This window comes from Staphylococcus sp. GDY8P47P, assembly GCF_016892225.1.
Taxonomy (GTDB): domain Bacteria; phylum Bacillota; class Bacilli; order Staphylococcales; family Staphylococcaceae; genus Staphylococcus; species Staphylococcus borealis.
In genome coordinates this window covers 19,793-37,222 of the sequence record NZ_JAFENV010000034.1, presented here as the reverse complement: position 1 = coordinate 37,222, position 17,430 = coordinate 19,793, and the positions used below count along the sequence as shown (strand labels likewise).

General features: G+C 34.3%; 18 protein-coding genes. 15 read left to right on the top strand and 3 right to left on the bottom strand.

Annotated features, from left to right (window positions below; all coding sequences use genetic code 11):
- Positions 1 to 143: 143 nt before the first annotated feature.
- Positions 144 to 2,960, top strand: coding sequence for a YhgE/Pip domain-containing protein (locus JVV30_RS11825; protein ID WP_204194293.1), 2,817 nt, complete (start codon positions 144 to 146; stop codon positions 2,958 to 2,960).
- 285 nt (positions 2,961 to 3,245) lie between these two features.
- Here JVV30_RS11825 and JVV30_RS11820 read toward each other — a convergent pair whose 3' ends face one another.
- On the bottom strand, positions 3,246 to 3,761 hold the full coding sequence (locus JVV30_RS11820; protein WP_070855190.1) for a hypothetical protein: 516 nt from the start codon (positions 3,759 to 3,761) through the stop codon (positions 3,246 to 3,248).
- A 201-nt stretch (positions 3,762 to 3,962) separates the two neighbouring features.
- Here JVV30_RS11820 and isaB (JVV30_RS11815) point away from each other — a divergent pair, with 201 nt between their 5' ends.
- Positions 3,963 to 4,493 (top strand): immunodominant staphylococcal antigen IsaB family protein, encoded by a 531-nt coding sequence (gene isaB / locus JVV30_RS11815; RefSeq protein WP_075108817.1) that lies wholly within the window; start codon positions 3,963 to 3,965, stop codon positions 4,491 to 4,493.
- Between the two features lie 119 nt (positions 4,494 to 4,612).
- On the opposite strand, the gene JVV30_RS11810 is transcribed toward isaB (JVV30_RS11815), so the two are convergent.
- Entirely contained in the window at positions 4,613 to 5,026 is a 414-nt protein-coding gene (locus JVV30_RS11810) for a YolD-like family protein (RefSeq protein WP_204194290.1), read from the bottom strand.
- A gap of 389 nt (positions 5,027 to 5,415) precedes the next feature.
- On the opposite strand from JVV30_RS11810, the gene isaB (JVV30_RS11805) reads away from it, so the two are divergent.
- The 7 genes from isaB (JVV30_RS11805) (at position 5,416) to JVV30_RS11775 (ending at position 13,025) form a co-directional block, all read left to right on the top strand.
- Entirely contained in the window at positions 5,416 to 5,991 is a 576-nt protein-coding gene (isaB, locus tag JVV30_RS11805) for an immunodominant staphylococcal antigen IsaB family protein (protein WP_070855193.1), read from the top strand.
- 182 nt (positions 5,992 to 6,173) lie between these two features.
- Entirely contained in the window at positions 6,174 to 6,638 is a 465-nt protein-coding gene (locus JVV30_RS11800; RefSeq protein WP_053029001.1) for an arginine repressor, read from the top strand.
- Between the two features lie 357 nt (positions 6,639 to 6,995).
- Positions 6,996 to 8,231, top strand: coding sequence for an arginine deiminase (gene arcA, locus JVV30_RS11795; protein WP_053028999.1), 1,236 nt, complete (start codon positions 6,996 to 6,998; stop codon positions 8,229 to 8,231).
- Positions 8,232 to 8,399: 168 nt separating this feature from the next.
- Positions 8,400 to 9,830 (top strand): arginine-ornithine antiporter, encoded by a 1,431-nt coding sequence (gene arcD, locus JVV30_RS11790; RefSeq protein WP_070855194.1) that lies wholly within the window; start codon positions 8,400 to 8,402, stop codon positions 9,828 to 9,830.
- A gap of 34 nt (positions 9,831 to 9,864) precedes the next feature.
- Positions 9,865 to 10,548: a Crp/Fnr family transcriptional regulator gene (locus tag JVV30_RS11785; RefSeq protein WP_053028994.1), complete on the top strand. Its 684-nt coding sequence runs from the start codon at positions 9,865 to 9,867 to the stop codon at positions 10,546 to 10,548.
- Positions 10,549 to 10,850: 302 nt separating this feature from the next.
- Positions 10,851 to 11,612: an alpha/beta hydrolase gene (locus JVV30_RS11780; RefSeq protein ID WP_070855246.1), complete on the top strand. Its 762-nt coding sequence runs from the start codon at positions 10,851 to 10,853 to the stop codon at positions 11,610 to 11,612.
- A gap of 417 nt (positions 11,613 to 12,029) precedes the next feature.
- Positions 12,030 to 13,025, top strand: coding sequence for a LacI family DNA-binding transcriptional regulator (locus JVV30_RS11775; protein WP_070855195.1), 996 nt, complete (start codon positions 12,030 to 12,032; stop codon positions 13,023 to 13,025).
- 50 nt (positions 13,026 to 13,075) lie between these two features.
- Here the strand turns inward: JVV30_RS11775 and JVV30_RS11770 are convergent, their stop codons facing one another.
- The gene (locus tag JVV30_RS11770; protein WP_070855196.1) at positions 13,076 to 13,441 is read right to left on the bottom strand and encodes a DUF4870 domain-containing protein; all 366 of its coding nucleotides are present in this window, start codon (positions 13,439 to 13,441) and stop codon (positions 13,076 to 13,078) included.
- 159 nt (positions 13,442 to 13,600) lie between these two features.
- On the opposite strand from JVV30_RS11770, the gene JVV30_RS11765 reads away from it, so the two are divergent.
- The 6 genes from JVV30_RS11765 to JVV30_RS11740 all read left to right on the top strand — a co-directional run bounded on the left by JVV30_RS11765 (position 13,601) and on the right by JVV30_RS11740 (position 17,430).
- Positions 13,601 to 14,560 (top strand): helix-turn-helix transcriptional regulator, encoded by a 960-nt coding sequence (locus JVV30_RS11765; RefSeq protein ID WP_070855197.1) that lies wholly within the window; start codon positions 13,601 to 13,603, stop codon positions 14,558 to 14,560.
- 62 nt (positions 14,561 to 14,622) lie between these two features.
- Positions 14,623 to 14,769 (top strand): hypothetical protein, encoded by a 147-nt coding sequence (locus JVV30_RS11760; protein WP_176747958.1) that lies wholly within the window; start codon positions 14,623 to 14,625, stop codon positions 14,767 to 14,769.
- A 119-nt stretch (positions 14,770 to 14,888) separates the two neighbouring features.
- Positions 14,889 to 15,242 (top strand): hypothetical protein, encoded by a 354-nt coding sequence (locus tag JVV30_RS11755; protein WP_239469370.1) that lies wholly within the window; start codon positions 14,889 to 14,891, stop codon positions 15,240 to 15,242.
- Positions 15,235 to 15,954, top strand: coding sequence for an ImmA/IrrE family metallo-endopeptidase (locus JVV30_RS11750; protein ID WP_070855199.1), 720 nt, complete (start codon positions 15,235 to 15,237; stop codon positions 15,952 to 15,954). The genes JVV30_RS11755 and JVV30_RS11750 overlap by 8 nt, the downstream gene beginning before the upstream one ends.
- Entirely contained in the window at positions 15,947 to 16,552 is a 606-nt protein-coding gene (locus JVV30_RS11745; protein ID WP_070855200.1) for a hypothetical protein, read from the top strand. The genes JVV30_RS11750 and JVV30_RS11745 overlap by 8 nt, the downstream gene beginning before the upstream one ends.
- 2 nt (positions 16,553 to 16,554) lie before the next feature.
- Complete coding sequence (locus tag JVV30_RS11740; protein ID WP_204194288.1) at positions 16,555 to 17,430, top strand: DNA polymerase III subunit gamma/tau; 876 nt, start codon at positions 16,555 to 16,557, stop codon at positions 17,428 to 17,430.

Here is a 17,430-nt window from a genome sequence, read left to right as displayed (position 1 = left end):
CTTATTATGGTTTTTAGTTGACTACTATCAACTAATTTCTACTTTACTCAATAAAAGTATTATACTAACTCTATAAAGAAAAAAACAATGCTTAAAATCATTTTGAGATAAAATCTTAATATTTCATTTTTAGGAGTGTGAAAATGAAAAACGCACTAAAACTATTTAAAACGGACTTGAAACGTGTGGCTAAGACGCCAGCAGTTTGGATCATACTAGCTGGTCTGGCAATATTACCATCTTTTTATGCGTGGTTTAACTTATGGGCCATGTGGGATCCATATAGTCATACAGGTCATATCAAAGTCGCTGTTGTGAACGAGGACCGAGGCGACAAAGTTCGCGGTAAGAACATTAACGTGGGTAATACGCTTGAGAATAATCTTAAGAAGAATGATAAATTTGATTGGCAATTCGTTAGCCGGGAAAAGGCAGACCATGAAATCAAAATGGGGAAATACTATGCCGGCATATACATACCGAAAGAATTCTCACATCAAATTACTGGGACATTGAGAAAGAAACCGCAAAAAGCAGATATTGAATATAAAGTTAATCAGAAAATTAATGCGGTTGCACCGAAAATGACAGATACAGGTTCAACGGTCATTGTCGACGAAGCAAACAAACAATTCAATGAGACAGTAACGAAAGCGTTACTACAAGAAGCAAATAAAGTAGGTATTCAACTGGAAGATGAAGTCCCTACAATTAATAAGATTAAAAATGCAGTTTATGCAGCACATAATTCATTACCAGAAATTAATAAAATTGCAGATCGTATTGAATATTTGAATGATCATCAAGATGAGCTTGATAAATATGCTAATCAATTCCGTGCGCTAGGTAATTATAAAGGTGATGTTTTAGATGCACAACAAAAACTGAATGATGTGAATGCAGCCATACCATCATTGAACGAGAAAGCAAAACTCATCTTAGCACTTAATGAATATATGCCAAATATTGAGAAATTACTAAATGTAGCTTCTAATGATATACCAGCACAGTTCCCTAAAATTAATAGAGGTGTAGATATTGCTAGTGAAGGGCTTGATTTAGCACATTCACGTCTGAATGATGCACAAGGATATCTTACAGCTGCGCAACAACGTGTAGGTGATTACCAAGAAGCGGCCAATCGTGCACAAGAGGTAAATAATCAAGCTAATAACAACTTGTGTCAACAAAGTACATCGGGATTGCCACACTATGATGTTCAGAAGTTGAGTACGGATAGTAGCCAAGACACTGTCAACGATAATCAAATTGTGTCAGACAAAGACGTGAAGTCGATGAATAGTGCGCTTGCAGAAGCGTTACTCACACTTTCTAGTCATTCTGATACTCAAGCGAAAGCGACACAGTCAGACATCAATGCTTTGAAAAATATATCTTATGGCGTCATCGGTTCTAATCGACCAACTGAATTTAATGAGATGTTACGAAATTTAAAAACACGTCTTGAAAACAGCTCGAAAAACAACCAACAACTGATTGACGTATTAAAAGAATTAGAAAAAAGAGAACATGTCGATTTATCATCACAAATTAAACAAGTAGAAAGTGCAAATAATCGCATCAGTGATACATTGCGTTCAACGAATCAACTTATTGATGCCTTGAAAAATGGCAGTTCAGGAAAAGCAGAAGCGGTTAATGTATTACGTTCATTACCAGATTTAAATAAAGCGTTAGGTAACTACCGTGACTTTATTAAAAATGACTTAAACAATCGTTTGTTAGTCGTATCTAATCAAATTACGCAAGAATTAAATAAAGGTCAGAATACGCTATCAGACGTTCAATCTAAATTAAATACAATTAATCGTGTTATCATTGCGGGTCAAGATATTGTAGCGGATGGGCAAAATCGCATTGCTAATATACAAAGCGAATTGCCGGCTTTAGAACAAACATATATTAATGCGATGCAAACGGCACAGAACTACTTCCCGACTGTAAAAGCGGATGTAGCGAATGCAGCAGACTTTGTTCGTAATGATTTACCTGAGTTAGAGCAACAACTTGCTAATGCGACAGCAACTGTAAATGCGAATTTACCGACATTGTTTAATAAGTATGACAATGCAGTTGATTTATTAAATCAAAATCAACCACGTGCGAAAGAGGCATTAGCTAACTTAGCGAATTTCTCTGAAAATCGTTTGCCTGATATTGAAAAAGATTTAGACAAAGCGAATAAAATCTTCAAGAAATTAGACGAAGACGATGCGGTGGATAAAGTCATTGATGCGTTGAAGAATGACTTGAAGAAACAAGCAGATGTGATCGCCAATCCAATTCATAAAAAACAAGTGGATGTCTTCCCAGTTAAAGATTATGGTTCAGGTATGACACCATTCTATACCTCATTATCTATATGGGTAGGTGCCTTGCTATTAGTAAGTTTACTGTCTGTAGATAATAAGCATGAATCACTGAGAGACGAATTGACGAAACGTCAAATTTATTTAGGTAAAGGTGCATTCTTTATCATGATGGGAATCATTCAAACACTGATTGTAACCATTGGGGACTTAGTGATTTTGAAAGCACAAGTTGAATCACCAATACTATTTATCTTAGTTGCATTATGTGGTGCGATTGTCTTTAACACAATAGTGTATACATGCGTATCATTACTTGGTAACCCAGGTAAAGCAATCGCAATTATTTTATTAGTACTACAAATTGCCGGTGGTGGAGGTACTTTCCCAGTCGTTACAGCACCTAAATTCTTCCAAACCATTTCACCATATTTACCGTTCACGTATGTGATAGATTCATTACGTGAAACAGTAGGTGGCATTGTACCGGAAATATTAATCACAAAAATGCTTATCCTAGCACTATTCGGATTAGGATTCTTTATTCTAGGTATCTTAGTCAAACCAGTGTTAGATCCAGTAATGCGTAAAATTTCTAAACGTGTAGATGAAAGTAAAGTTACTGAGTAGACGCAAAAATGATATTTAGATAATAGGAAGTGACTGGGACAAAATTTCTAGCAAAATACAGTCTGGGACATAAATAATATAATAATGCTATTTAGCAAATTCGCAGTAGCTGACTGAACTGAGAAGGCGCTTAAATCAAGCTTTTCTCAGTTCTAGTCATCCTTGCGGGGGTGGGACGACGAATTCAAAAGAATTCTGTCCCGCTCCCTTCTTTATTTACTTATCCTGGAACTTTATGCCCCGGACGTTTTTGTAACATCTATTTAGCGATAGCTCACTCAAATTTTATTGGTTTGTACCATTAGAATTATTTGTTTTAGCTGAACTACTTGAACTTTGTGTTGAACTACTTTGAGTTGTTGTTTTGTTCTGAGTATTCGGTTGAGAGGTTGCCGGTTGTTGTGTCGATGGTTGTGTACTTGGTTGTTGTGTTGTTTGTGTTTCTTTCGTCTTTTTCTCTGAAGTAGCACTTTCTGAACTATTTTGTCTAGAACTGTTGTCTTTTGTTTTAGATGATTGTGTTGCCGAGTTATTTGGTTGTGTCGAATAATTTTGTTGAGTATTTACATTATTGTTTGACGCTGGCTCTGATTGTGCATTTTCTCCATTATCAGATGCATTAGATTGAGATTCAGTTTGCGTTTCACTTGTTTTATCTTTTTTGTCTTTTTTATCATGTTTTTCAGTTTTATGGTCCTCGCTCGAATTTGAATGTTTAGTACCAGTTGCTGCAAAAAATATTGAAAAGCCTAAAGCAACAATAAGTAATAAAATGACGATACCTGCCAATACTTTTTTCAAGGTGTATCCTCCGTCCTTAATTCATTTCTTTATCTTATTATAATAAAACTTCATAAAATAGATAGTATTAACACAACTTTATAATATTAAATTTTGTTTACTAAAATTTTTGATAAATAGGTCTTAAGTACAGTGAATGTTTGTATGTATTGTGCGATAATATAAGTGAAGTGTAATTCTAATATAGAAAGAAGGACTAACATGAATAAAGTAGTTAAAACTATTGCCTCAACAACATTAGCATTTGGAACACTTTTAGGAGTGAGTAGCGCAGTACTACCAGTACAAGATACTGCCCATGCAGCAACTCAAACGAAAGGGTATTATTACGCTTATAATGGTTACGTTGATAAAGATGCTAAATTCTTAACAGATAAAAACTTTATTAATGCAATTAAGCATGACAACATTAAATTTAACGGTATTAAACTTGCTAAAACGAACAGTACAACAGTTAAAGAAAAGTATAATCAGAAATTTACTGGTGTAACGAGCGACGGTAAAAAAGCGAATAAGTTACAATTTATAGTTAAAGGTGATTTAACGTATAATCAACTTAAAAAAGCATATGGTAAAGATTTGAAAAAAGTAAAAGGCAACAAAAATGCCAAAGGTAGCGGTATTTACGTATACAAACCTAATAAAAATGGTTTAGCGGCATCATTCGTACTTAATGAAGGCAAAGTTGTAGAAGTAGATATTAGTTATGCAGGCTTTACAACAAGTAAATAACTTTAGATTTGGGAGTGGAACAACACAGTCGAAAGGAATGTGGTTCTACTCCCTTTATTTCATTTTAGCTAAAACGCAATACATGTTCAGTGACAAGCATCACTCATTGCGTACCACACTTACTCTACATTACAAATAACCGTAAAATCGAGTTTCATTGTTTGTGAGCCATTCTCATTACTAATGGTGATACATCGATTCAATGAATCAATCCGACGTATATAGGCTGCAATGGATTGAATATAGCCATTTCTCCAATAACTAATCATCGCCAGTTGATGCTGTGTGAACTTGTAAGTCAGCTGACGATTAATCATTTCAAATTGATCGTCTGATAAAGAAGGCATGGCAATTTTATTCTGTTCCTCAATAAAATCATTCAACCGTTGATATTGTTCCGGCATTGTCGCAAACGGCGCCCACTTCACCATGCCACGTCCTTGAGGAATATTAGCGTCTAAATATTGTCTTGGTATTTTACGATAATCTGTTTCATATTTATATTCATCTGGCGCATTAGGATTTGGAATCATGTTAACCACCTCAACATCATTATAGAACATATGTTCGTACTTCGGAAGAGGTTTTTTACAATATAAATGAATTTTATATTTATGGCGGAAAAGTAAAAAAGACTATATAAAAGAGCCATAAGTTTAACAAAGGGGAAGTAAACTTATGGCTATAGTCATTACATAATATAACTTTTTGTGAAGGAGTTAATGGGGATGTTACTCCTACATTTAGTATAACATAATTTATATAAAAACATTATTTAACGATTTGTGAAATTTAATTTTGTATAATTTGTAACATTCACACATTAAGCACAAATGCGCTTTCCTTATCAAGGAATATAAATTGTATAACCACTTTGAATAGCGTATGATATGTTTAGTTATAAAGAAAGAAGGCTATTCATTTGAGAAAATCAACGCAAACATTCGTCACTGCAACCTTGGCATTAAGCACATTATTCGGTGTAGGTGTTACCGGTACATTAACGGAAACATCTATCGCACATGCCGAATCTAAAACGATGTCAAACACGACGACTACTAAAGCCAATGCGACATCTGCCTATTACAATTATAAAGGGTATGCGGGTCAAGACGTATCTTTTGTATTAGATAAACATTTTAAAAATGCAGTAAAAGCTGAGAATGTCACATTTAATGGTGTTAAATTAAAGGCAACATCATCGACTAAAAATGTTAAAAAATATGATCAATATTTCAGAAATGTATCTAAAGACGGTAAAACAGCATCATTACTAGATTTAAAGGTGACTGGGCAATTATCATTAGACCAGTTAAATAAAGTTTATGGTAAAGACTTACAAAAAATTGATAATCATAAACATAATACAACGGGTATTTACTACTACCAACCCAATACAAAGGGAATGACAGTTTGGTTTGATGTAGAAAAAGGTAAAGTGGATCGTGTAGTAATGGGCTATAGTACCGTGAAACAAGCAATGAAAGAAACGAAATAGCATAATGGTGACGCTCCGAAAGTTGAGTAATAATGCTCACTTTTGGAGTTTTTTTGTGAAAATAAATAAAAATTATAGCAAAATTCATGAAATAGCCAACACCACGATTTACGAAAAGATGATACGTTAAAGGTAAGAATACATACAGCTTTATGCTGTATAGGGGTAGAGGAGTTTATAATATGAAAAAGAGTAAACGTCTAGATCTCATCGAAACGGTAGTTAAGAATAATCGATTTAATAAAAAAGAAGAGATTGCAGATTATATTGATACACATTTTGGCGTACGTTATAGCATCACTACAATTTCAAGAGATTTAAAAGAATTAAAGATATTCAAAGTCCCAGCAGTAAGTAACCAATCGTATTATAAAAAGTTAGATAATACGCAACAAATGGATGCTAAAACGAAACTACTTCATTATTACGATAATGAAATTCAAAGTATCATCATCAAAGATAGTTACATACTAATCAAAACCTCTCCTGGATTTGCACAAGGTATAAATTATTTTATTGATCGCATGAATATTGCAGAAATCCTTGGAACAGTGGGGGGCAATGACACATTAATGGTACTTACAAATTCAGAGGAAATGGCAAAATATGTTCACTATAAACTGTTTAATCATAAATATTCAAATTAATGCATAAAATATAATGTAGATTTACGTTTTGATGTTATCTATAATAGTGTGTGAAACGCTTAAAATGCAATGTTCACATCTTGAGCGTTCATCATTTTAAACGTGAAATTGATAAGTGTTTATAAATACAGAATGATGCATAAAAAACTTTTTGGGTTAGACATCGGCATGTCAACATGAATGAAATATACATAATAATCACTAATTACCTAACATTATTGTATATTCAATCAAAAATATGCATTGAATAACCAAAAAGCATGAATTAACACACATTTAGAATGTGAAAACAATCACATAATGAAATCTGAAAGCGCTTTATACTCTAGTTGTAGATAAATAAAGGAGGAAATGAATATGACTCAAGGACCTATCCAAGTAAACAGTGAAATCGGCAGATTGAAAACAGTATTACTCAAACGACCTGGTAAAGAACTAGAAAATTTAGTACCAGATCACTTAAGTGGCTTGCTATTCGATGATATTCCTTATTTAAAAGTGGCACAAGAAGAACACGACAAATTTGCACAAACACTTCGTGATGAAGGTGTAGAAGTTGTTTATCTAGAAAAACTAGCAGCTGAAGCCATTGCAGATAAAGATGTGCGTGAACAATTTATTGACGATATTCTTGCAGAATCTCAAAAAACAGTCTTAGGACATGAAGCTGAAATTAAAACATTCTTTGAGACATTATCAGACCAAGAATTAATCGACAAAATTATGGCTGGTGTAAGAAAAGAAGAAATTGAACTTAAAACAACACATCTCGTTGAATATATGGATGATAGATATCCATTCTATTTAGACCCAATGCCTAACCTTTACTTTACACGTGACCCTCAAGCATCAGTAGGTAGAGGTATGACAATCAACAGAATGTATTGGAGAGCACGTCGTAGAGAATCTCTATTTATGACATACATTCTAAAATATCATCCAAGATTTAAAGATGCAGATGTACCGGTATGGTTAGACAGAAATTCACCATTTAACATCGAAGGTGGCGATGAGTTAATTCTTTCTAAAGATGCTTTAGCCATTGGTATTTCAGAGCGTACATCAGCACAAGCGATTGAACGCTTAGCACGTAATATATTCAAAGATGAATCTACAACATTCAAAAAAGTGATTGCGATTGAAATTCCAAATAGCCGTACATTCATGCATTTAGATACAGTATTCACAATGATTGACTACGATAAATTCACAGTGCATTCAGCAATTTTCAAAGAAGAAAATAATATGAATTTATTTACAATTGAATACGATGAAGCCAAAGACGACATTAAAATTACACATTCTAATAAACTACGTGAAACACTTGCAGATGTACTTGGTGTTGAAAAAATCGAGTTTATTCCAACAGGTAACGGTGATGTTATCGACGGTGCACGTGAACAATGGAATGACGGTTCAAATACATTATGTATCCGCCCAGGTGTAGTTGTGACTTACGACCGAAACTACGTATCAAACCAATTACTTCGTGACAAAGGTATTAAAGTACTTGAAATCACAGGTAGTGAGCTTGTTCGTGGACGTGGGGGCCCAAGATGTATGAGCCAACCATTATTTAGAGAAGAAATTTAAAGTATTTCGAGCAAATGTAAGGACTTATTTTGAAAATACATCGCCGAGAAAGTGATGTAGCAATATAACACAAGGAGAAGGGTTTGAAGCAAAATTACCAATCAATTGAATAACGATGCTTCAAGCCCTTAATTTAAAAATAATCCTCCTTAGAAGGGGAAATGAATTATGAATGAATCAGACACAAACAAACTTGGTAAAACGTCACTCATTGGTTTAGTCATTGGTTCTATGATTGGTGGCGGTGCGTTCAACATCATTTCTGATATGGGTGGTCAAGCCGGTGGTTTAGCAATTATGATTGGTTGGATCATCACCGCAATTGGAATGATTTCACTCGCATTTGTCTTCCAAAATCTCACTAATGTAAGACCGGACTTAGAAGGCGGTATTTACAGTTATGCACAAGCTGGATTTGGTGACTTTATTGGTTTCTCAAGTGCTTGGGGCTATTGGTTTGCTGCTTTTCTAGGTAACGTAGCCTATGCAACATTATTGATGTCAGCGGTAGGTAACTTCTTCCCAATCTTCAAAGGTGGTAACACACTACCAAGTATTATCGTTGCTTCTTTCTTGTTATGGGGTGTGCACTTCTTAATACTTAGAGGTGTTGAAACCGCAGCTTTCATTAATAGTATTGTAACTGTTGCAAAGTTAATTCCTATATTCTTAGTTATCATTTGTATGATTGTAGTATTTAATTTCGATACATTCAAAGCAGGATTCTATGGCATGACAAGCGGAGGTACAGGTATATTTAGTTGGGGCGATACAATGTCTCAAGTGAAGAGTACAATGCTTGTAACCGTATGGGTGTTCACTGGTATTGAAGGTGCAGTGGTATTCTCAGGTCGTGCTAAATCGAAAAAAGACGTAGGTACTGCTACCGTCATTGGACTTGTTTCAGTCCTCGTTATTTATTTCTTAATGACCGTCTTAGCACAAGGTGTCATTCAACAAAATCAAATTGCTGATCTTGCAAGTCCATCTATGGCACAAGTGTTAGAACATATCGTTGGTCATTGGGGTTCAGTCCTCGTTAACATTGGTTTAATCATTTCTGTATTAGGTGCATGGCTTGGTTGGACACTATTAGCTGGTGAGCTACCATTCATAGTGGCCAAAGATGGCTTGTTCCCAAAATGGTTTGCTAAAGAAAATAAAAATAAAGCACCTATTAATGCATTATTAATTACAAATATTTTAGTACAAATATTCTTAGTCAGCATGTTATTTACAGATAGTGCATATCAATTTGCATTTTCACTTGCATCAAGCGCGATTTTAATTCCGTATATGTTTAGTGCCTTTTATCAATTGAAATATACAATTGAACATAAAGGACATGCTACAGTGAAACAATGGGCAATCGGTATCATTGCATCTATCTATGCGATATGGCTTGTGTACGCTGCAGGTATTGATTACTTGTTGTTAACCATGTTGCTCTATATCCCTGGTCTATTTGTTTATCGTTTCGTACAACGTAATAATCATAAACCGTTAACGAAAGGTGATTATATCTTATTTGCAGTCATCATCATACTTGCAATAATAGGTATTATTCGCTTAGCGATGGGTAGCGTTTCAGTATTCTAATAAAAAGTTTTAAAAGGTTTAGGAGTGTATCTCAATGGCTGGAAAGACATTTATCAACAACAGAGATAATGATTTAAGTGAAGGACTCAAACAATTAGCGTCTTACTTAAATATTCCAACAGGTGTCATTCAAGCATTCAAGAGTGAGTGTTTCATACGACATTACAATAAAGGACAAATCATATATTATTCATCTGATCAACCGACATATGTGTATTTGTTACTAGACGGGATTGTTTTGCGTGAAACAATAAATGAAGATGGAGACGCTTATCGTAAGCTGAATAAAGCGCAGGTATTATTTCCGTTAAATCATCTCTTTCGGAAAATGGAATTAAACGAGATGTGCACAGCTATTACACCATGTAATGTAATAGGAATACCTAAAGATATGTTGGAATATCTTTGTAAAAATCATGACGACATATTTGTTACACTGTTCGAAAAGTTAAATAACGAACTTGAACTTCTAATGGAATACAATATGGCATTAACTACAAAATTGGCGAGAGAGCGCATTGAGAAAGTACTATATTATTTATGTCATGCAATAGGATGCGATCATGATGAATTTTACGAAATTAATCATATCATGACCATTCAACTACTAAGTGATTTAGCAGGTATTTCACGTGAAACAACAGGCCATATTGTACATGAACTAAAAGAAGAGAAAAAATTAATAAAAAATGGCAAAAATTGGATGATTATAAAGTAATACAATAAGACACAAAGACCCCTTAATATAAACAACGTTTATATTAAACTACCAAAACCGATATAAACACAATTGCTACTTTGAATCCGGGACATAAAGTTCCTGGATACATAAGGCACCTCGTTCATTGAATTAAATGATGCGAAAGGTGCCTTATTTTTTATGCATTCTAATATGAAATGATATAGAAATGCAAAGTAACTTGGCGAGATGACTGAAGGAGTCGCGCTTTGGTGACACCTTTGTCGAAAAAAGTGTAAAATGGATATAATGATTTATTATTAGAAGGGATGATAATGAATATGGCACTTATGACAATCAATTACTTCTCACCAGCTTTAGGTATGCAACAATCGTTTGTAGCAATCATTCCAGAAGACGGGAGTTTCTTCGACGATACATCATCGCCGAAATCGTACCAATCATTGATGTTGCTACATGGATTATCAAGTGATGCAACATCGTATACACGTTTCACAAGTATTGAGCGATATGCAGATGAACATCAATTAGCCATTATTATGCCAAATGCAGATCATAGTGGTTATGCGAATATGGCGTATGGTCATAGTTATTATGACCACATATTGGAAGTGTATCACTATGCGCATAAGTTACTGCCATTATCGACACGGCGTGAAGACAATTTTATTGCAGGACATTCAATGGGTGGATATGGCACGATGAAATTTGCATTAACACAAGGCGAGCTTTTCGCTAAAGCATCACCATTGTCTGCAGTCTTTCAAGCACAAGGACTAATGGAACTTAATTATACTGATTTCGCACCTAAAGCAATCACTGGGGAAGATACCAATATCAAAGGGACTGAACTCGATACATATCATTTAGTTGATGAAGCCATTGACAAAGGCTTAACTCTACCTGAGTTATTCATTCAATGTGGGACAGAAGACTTCTTATATGAAGACAACCAACAATTTATGGCCTACTTGGATGATAAAGGGATAGACTATCAATATGAAGAAGGCCCAGGTGAACATGATTATGCCTTCTGGGATAAAGCGATTAAACGTACAATTGAATGGTTAGTGGAAGCATAAATAGGAGCCTAAATGATTTCATCATTATACGAAGATGGCGCCAATAAAGTGCTATCTTCGAGACTGAAACATAAATAATATGATCATGCTACTTTGCCAATTCGCAGTAGCTGACTGAACTGAGATATCGCTTAAATCAAGCTATTCTCAGTTCTAGTCATCCTTGCGGGCGTGGTCCCAACAAAGAGAATTTCACTAAGAAATTTTACAAGCAAAGCAAGCTGGGAGTGGGCCCCCAGCAAAGAGAATTTCACTAAGAAATTCAACAAGCAAAGCAAGCTGGGAGTGGACGACGAATTTTAAAAGAATCCTGATCCACACCCTATTAACTATTGAATATCTAACTTGAGCGATTGACAAAAATGTAGCGACAACCTATCATAAATAATGAAAACGGTTTCATTGAAGGTGGGTACTATGGCGACAATTAAAGATGTAGCTCAGAGAGCGGGATTATCCATAACGACGGTTTCAAGGTATATGAACCATCATCCTTATATTTCTGAGGAAAAGAAAATTAAAATCCAACAAGCAATGGATGAACTGGATTATGTTCCGAATTCAATCGCGATGCAATTGCGCTCTAACAAGTCTTATACGATTGGCATTATTGTACCTAGAATTACGAATCCGTATTTCGCATACTTAATAGATGCAATTGACAAAGAAATTAAAGATACGCCATATCATACGTTAATCATGCAGACATATAATCATAAAGATGAAGAATTACGGTTATTAAATATGTTTAAACAGAAGCACATTGCTGGCGTGATTATGGGTACGCTTGAAAATGATATAGAGGTTTTAGAACCGTATACGCAATATGGTCCTATCGTATTATCGGCGGATCAATCAACTCAGTCAGATAAAGTGAAAATCATACATACCAATCAACGTCAAACGACGTATGATGCCATTCAATACTTAATTAATAAAGGCTATCGTCATATAGCGTATTGTACAGATAATCATTACTATGATCATTGTTTCAATAAGCCTAGAAATATTGGATTTAGAGAGGCAATGAAAGACAATGGTTTAGCCATTAGACGAGAGTGGATTTTTAATAATGTGCATACGATTGAAGACGGTGAACGCATAGGGGAAACATTGCTAGAACAAGACGTGTTGCCAGATGCTATATTTACTGGCAGTGATGAAGTCGCATTAGGGTTAATTCATTTTTTAACTGAGCATCATATTGATATTCCAAATCAAATCGCGATTATGGGATATGATAACCAACCCATTTCTAGTTTATTGAAGATTCCTTTATCGACAGTGAATCAACCAGTTAATGACATTGGTAAGCAATTGATTCACTATTTATTGGCATTGCTTGAAGATACAACATTTGAAAGTAATCATGACGTATTAAAATTAAATATCGTAGAACGACAAAGCACGTAAATAAAGCCTTCCATTTCGAAGTTTAAACGAAGTGGAAGGCTTGTTTTGTTTTATTTAATTATTTCAATTGTGAATGGAACGACGTAATCTTCACCTTTATTGCATGACACAATTGCTAATATCGTATAAGTGATGTTGGCAATGATTAAAGCCATTAGAGCCAAATAACCAATTAAAATAACAGTCAATAAGAAACTAACAATACCGTAGATACCGTAACTAATAGCGAAATTCAGGCAATTTTTCCCTTGCTTATCAATGTATTCAGATTCGTCTTTTTTGACTAACCAAATCACTAAAGGTGCTACAAAACTTGTGAAAAAGGTTAAGACCCACATAATCATTGCCAGTGTTTTATCTTCTTTTGAAACATGGTTAAACATTTGCGGATGTTTGGACTGGTTTTGCAAATTCATTCTTATTCCCAACTTTCTAAGTGTTTTGAACTGCTTGAGCTTAGTATACCTCCAAGGTGCGTCAATTTTTGTCGTAGTAAAAAGATGTATCTTACATTTTTAATTTTATTGTTGTTTAATAAAGTAGAATCATTCATTTTCCAAAAATGGGAGGTAATTATGACTAAAACAACTGACACGCTAGAGCTGTATTTAAAGTTTATGTCTGGCGAACGCTTATCTAAGGCACAAATAGGCGACATCATAGGTAAAAAATCTGACAGAACCGTGCAGCGTTATATCGCGCATTTAAATGACTTCTTTGCTAACAGAACGGATATGGCGCATTTGAAGATAACGATGAATATGACAGACCGTAAATATGAAATGGTCCACAATAGTAGTGAAACCTTTGATAAAACACAGGTGCTAGCGATATTAAAAATTCTTATTTCAACAAGAGGACTATCTGAAGATGAATTACAAATGATTGTTAATAACCTTACGAAACATATGTCTGATGAGAATCAACGTGTAATTGAAAAGGCCATTCAATCTGAACTAGTTTATTATGAGCCCATGAATCATGGCGAGCCATTATTAAATAAAATTTGGGATTTAAATCATATTATTCAACAAAATCGCGTGATTGAATTTAACTATTTTAACGCAATGAACAAAGGGCGTACACATGTCATCAAACCGATGTATATTACATTTTCTGAACTGTACTTTTATTTAGTAGGGGTTAATGATAGAGAACAGGTACTCATTTTTAGGATAGATCGAATTCAAGAATATAAAGTATTGAACACTAAATTTAACGTTCCGAATTCACCATATATTAGAGAAGGCGCTTTGAAACAACGTATCTATTTCATGTATGGCGGCCATTGGAAGAAAGTACGCTTTGAATTTAATGGCGGGATTATTGAGTCAGTGCTTGATCGTTTCCCAACTGCACAATTATTGAAAAAAGATTACACCAATAACCGATTTGTAGTAGAAATTGAAGTCATTGGCGATGGCATTTTAATGTGGCTGTTATCACAAGGGTCTCGCGTTAAAGTATTATCACCAAATAGCTTGAAAGAGAAACATATCGCTGAAGTTGAAAAGATACTTCGCAACTATAGGTAGACAAATTTTGTCTATGTAGTGCGGTAAACTATGATCAAATCAATCAAAGAGGAGTTGTAATTATGATTAAACTAGATAACGAAGCGAAGAAGTTAGCTAGAAAAGCACTACTAAAACCTAAATTTCTAAGAACACACGTAGAAAATGTCATCATTACAATGATTAAAAGGGGAGTATATTGTAAAGGTAGTAAAAAGAAAATTTTCTAATTTTTTCAGTTAAATAAATTGCATAGATACCTTATTTTTAATATAAAATGTATAGCAAAATATTAATTAAATAATTATAATAAACATGTATCATTCATAAACGAAAGCAGGAAATACATATGATACCCAAATACACGCAAGTCGAAATAAGTAAGCGCATACAAAAAGAGATGGAATTCAGTGGTTTAAATCAAGTGGCATTTGCTAAACATCATGATTATGACACTAAGCAACTGCGTAAGCTTTTAAGTCCAAACTTAATATGGTTAGCGCAAGATTATCAACGTGCAGCTACAATATTAAAGACGACACCTGAAATACTTCTAGAACATTTACCTCAAGAAGACTTAGATAGCATTTCATTTCGTGCATTGGAGAATACAGAAGAAATTAACCACAGAGTCAAACAACTCGATGACATCTTCCAATTGCTGACATATCAATTAAAGATTGAAAGTGAGTCACGTGACTGAATCATACCGTGAAACAATAGAACGTATTATTCCAGTGGCAGAACAATTCATTACAGATCATCAACTTCAATATCCGATAACGAATTCAACGCAAGTGTTATCTGAAATGGGCTACTACATTGTAAAAGCACAAGCACCTAATAATTTATCCGGTTTTTATATGAAGAAAGATCGATTTCCGTTCATCTTTGTGAATACAAATCATAGTAAAGGCCGTCAACAATTTTCATTGTGGCATGAAGTATACCACCATTACATGAATCATCAAAATGGAATTAGTGATTTTAATCATAAGTCATTGGAAGAAAGAGAAGCGGAAATATTTGCAGGTATTGTGTTATTGCCAAATGCAGAAATTCAAAAATGGATGGCAACATATGATGATATTATGCGCCCCGATGTGATTGCGCGCATGAGTGTACATTATCAGATTAGTTTTGGTGCGGCTATGATAAGAGCAATGCAGCTGAATCCTATTTCAAGTGATACGTATCAACAATTGAGTGCACTCTCTCGTATAGATCATAAGGCTCAATTGTATGCAATTTACACAGATAATGATTTACCAACAGATATCTTAGAACCGACAAATGATATTCAAATCTCGCCTAATATTATGACGGTGCTAGAACATAACTATAATGAAGGTCTCGTTTCTGGAGCGAAGATCAATGAAATTATCAACAAAATAGAGGTGCTCAATCATGACTAATAAGGGTATGACGCCGCCAATCGTTGATACAGATATATGGGTTTATCTTATATTGTCAGGCTATTACGAACGAATTATTGCATATTACGGTTATTTGCAATTTTCCGATGTTGTAGAAAAAGAAATACTAAAATGGCAAAGTAATACGCAAGAATTTTCAAATGTAGCGCGTGTATTTAAAAATTTAAAAGACCAACATGATGTCAGAGTTATATATTTTGACGATTTTGATGCATTGTCACAAGCAAGCATCAATCACACACTTAGTGAATATGGATTAAAAACCGTAGATATTTTAGAGAAAAACAAAGGTGAATTTACAAGTTTACTATACGCCTTACATAAAGACATACATCGATTTAAAACAAACGATCGAAAGTTCAAAGAAGAAGTTGAAGACACATTAGATGAAACATTTACCTTCGTCAATTGGATAGACATCTTAGATAATTACAGCACCAACTTCAAAGAGAAACTTGAAATTCAAAAACAAGTTGATATCAAACAACTAAAAATGAAAAAACAAAACCATGATCACAAACATACTAAACAAGACCCACGATGGGATAAATTAAAACAGTATATTAAGGAGAAATAACAATGTTAAATAAAAAAAATAGAGTAGCAGCAGTTAATAGTTTAGAAAAAGCAATTCAAAACTTTGAAGTAGAAAAAGCGTATATGGTTACACAATCAGAAAAACTATATAAAGAAAGATTAGTTCTAAAAGATAATATAAAGAAAGTTTGGCAATTTTTAAATAGTATGAGAAATAAACCTGAAGAAGTGAAAATACAGGTAGAAAAATTAAAAATAGAATTTAAAAAATTCGAGAATTTCGTTAGTGAAATTAATGAAGAAGTAGATATGTCTTTCAAAAAAACAGCTGGTGGAGCTGGTAGTGGAGTGGTTGCAGGAGCTGGTGTTGCAGCTTTTGGTCCTTCTGCAGCTATGGCTATTGCAACAACATTTGGTACAGCTTCTACGGGTACTGCAATTTCAACATTAAGTGGCGCTGCAGCAACTAATGCAGCACTAGCATGGTTAGGGGGAGGCGCTCTAGCAGCTGGTGGAGGTGGCACTGCAGCTGGTTCAGCATTGTTGGCTTTATCTGGTCCAATAGGGTGGACAATTGGTGGAGTAAGTATTGCAACGGCTGGTTTCCTTAGAAACTCTAAAAATAAAAAAGTAGCTAATGAAGCTAGAGCTAAAGAAGTTGAAGTCCAAGCGCAAATTAAAATGCTAAAAGGTGCGAGTGAAGAAATAATTGAAACAACTAAATTGACTGAAACTACTAACACAGTAATTGATCCATATTATGATAACATTCTAAATCGTACAGCAAAATACAAGTCTGATTATAAAGAGATTAAATTAGCAGGGGACAATGAGTTGATTAAAGACTTAGGCAGTTTAATTAATCAAACTAAAGGAGCTACTGAGTTATTAAATAGAGCTATAGGTAAGGTGTCTTAA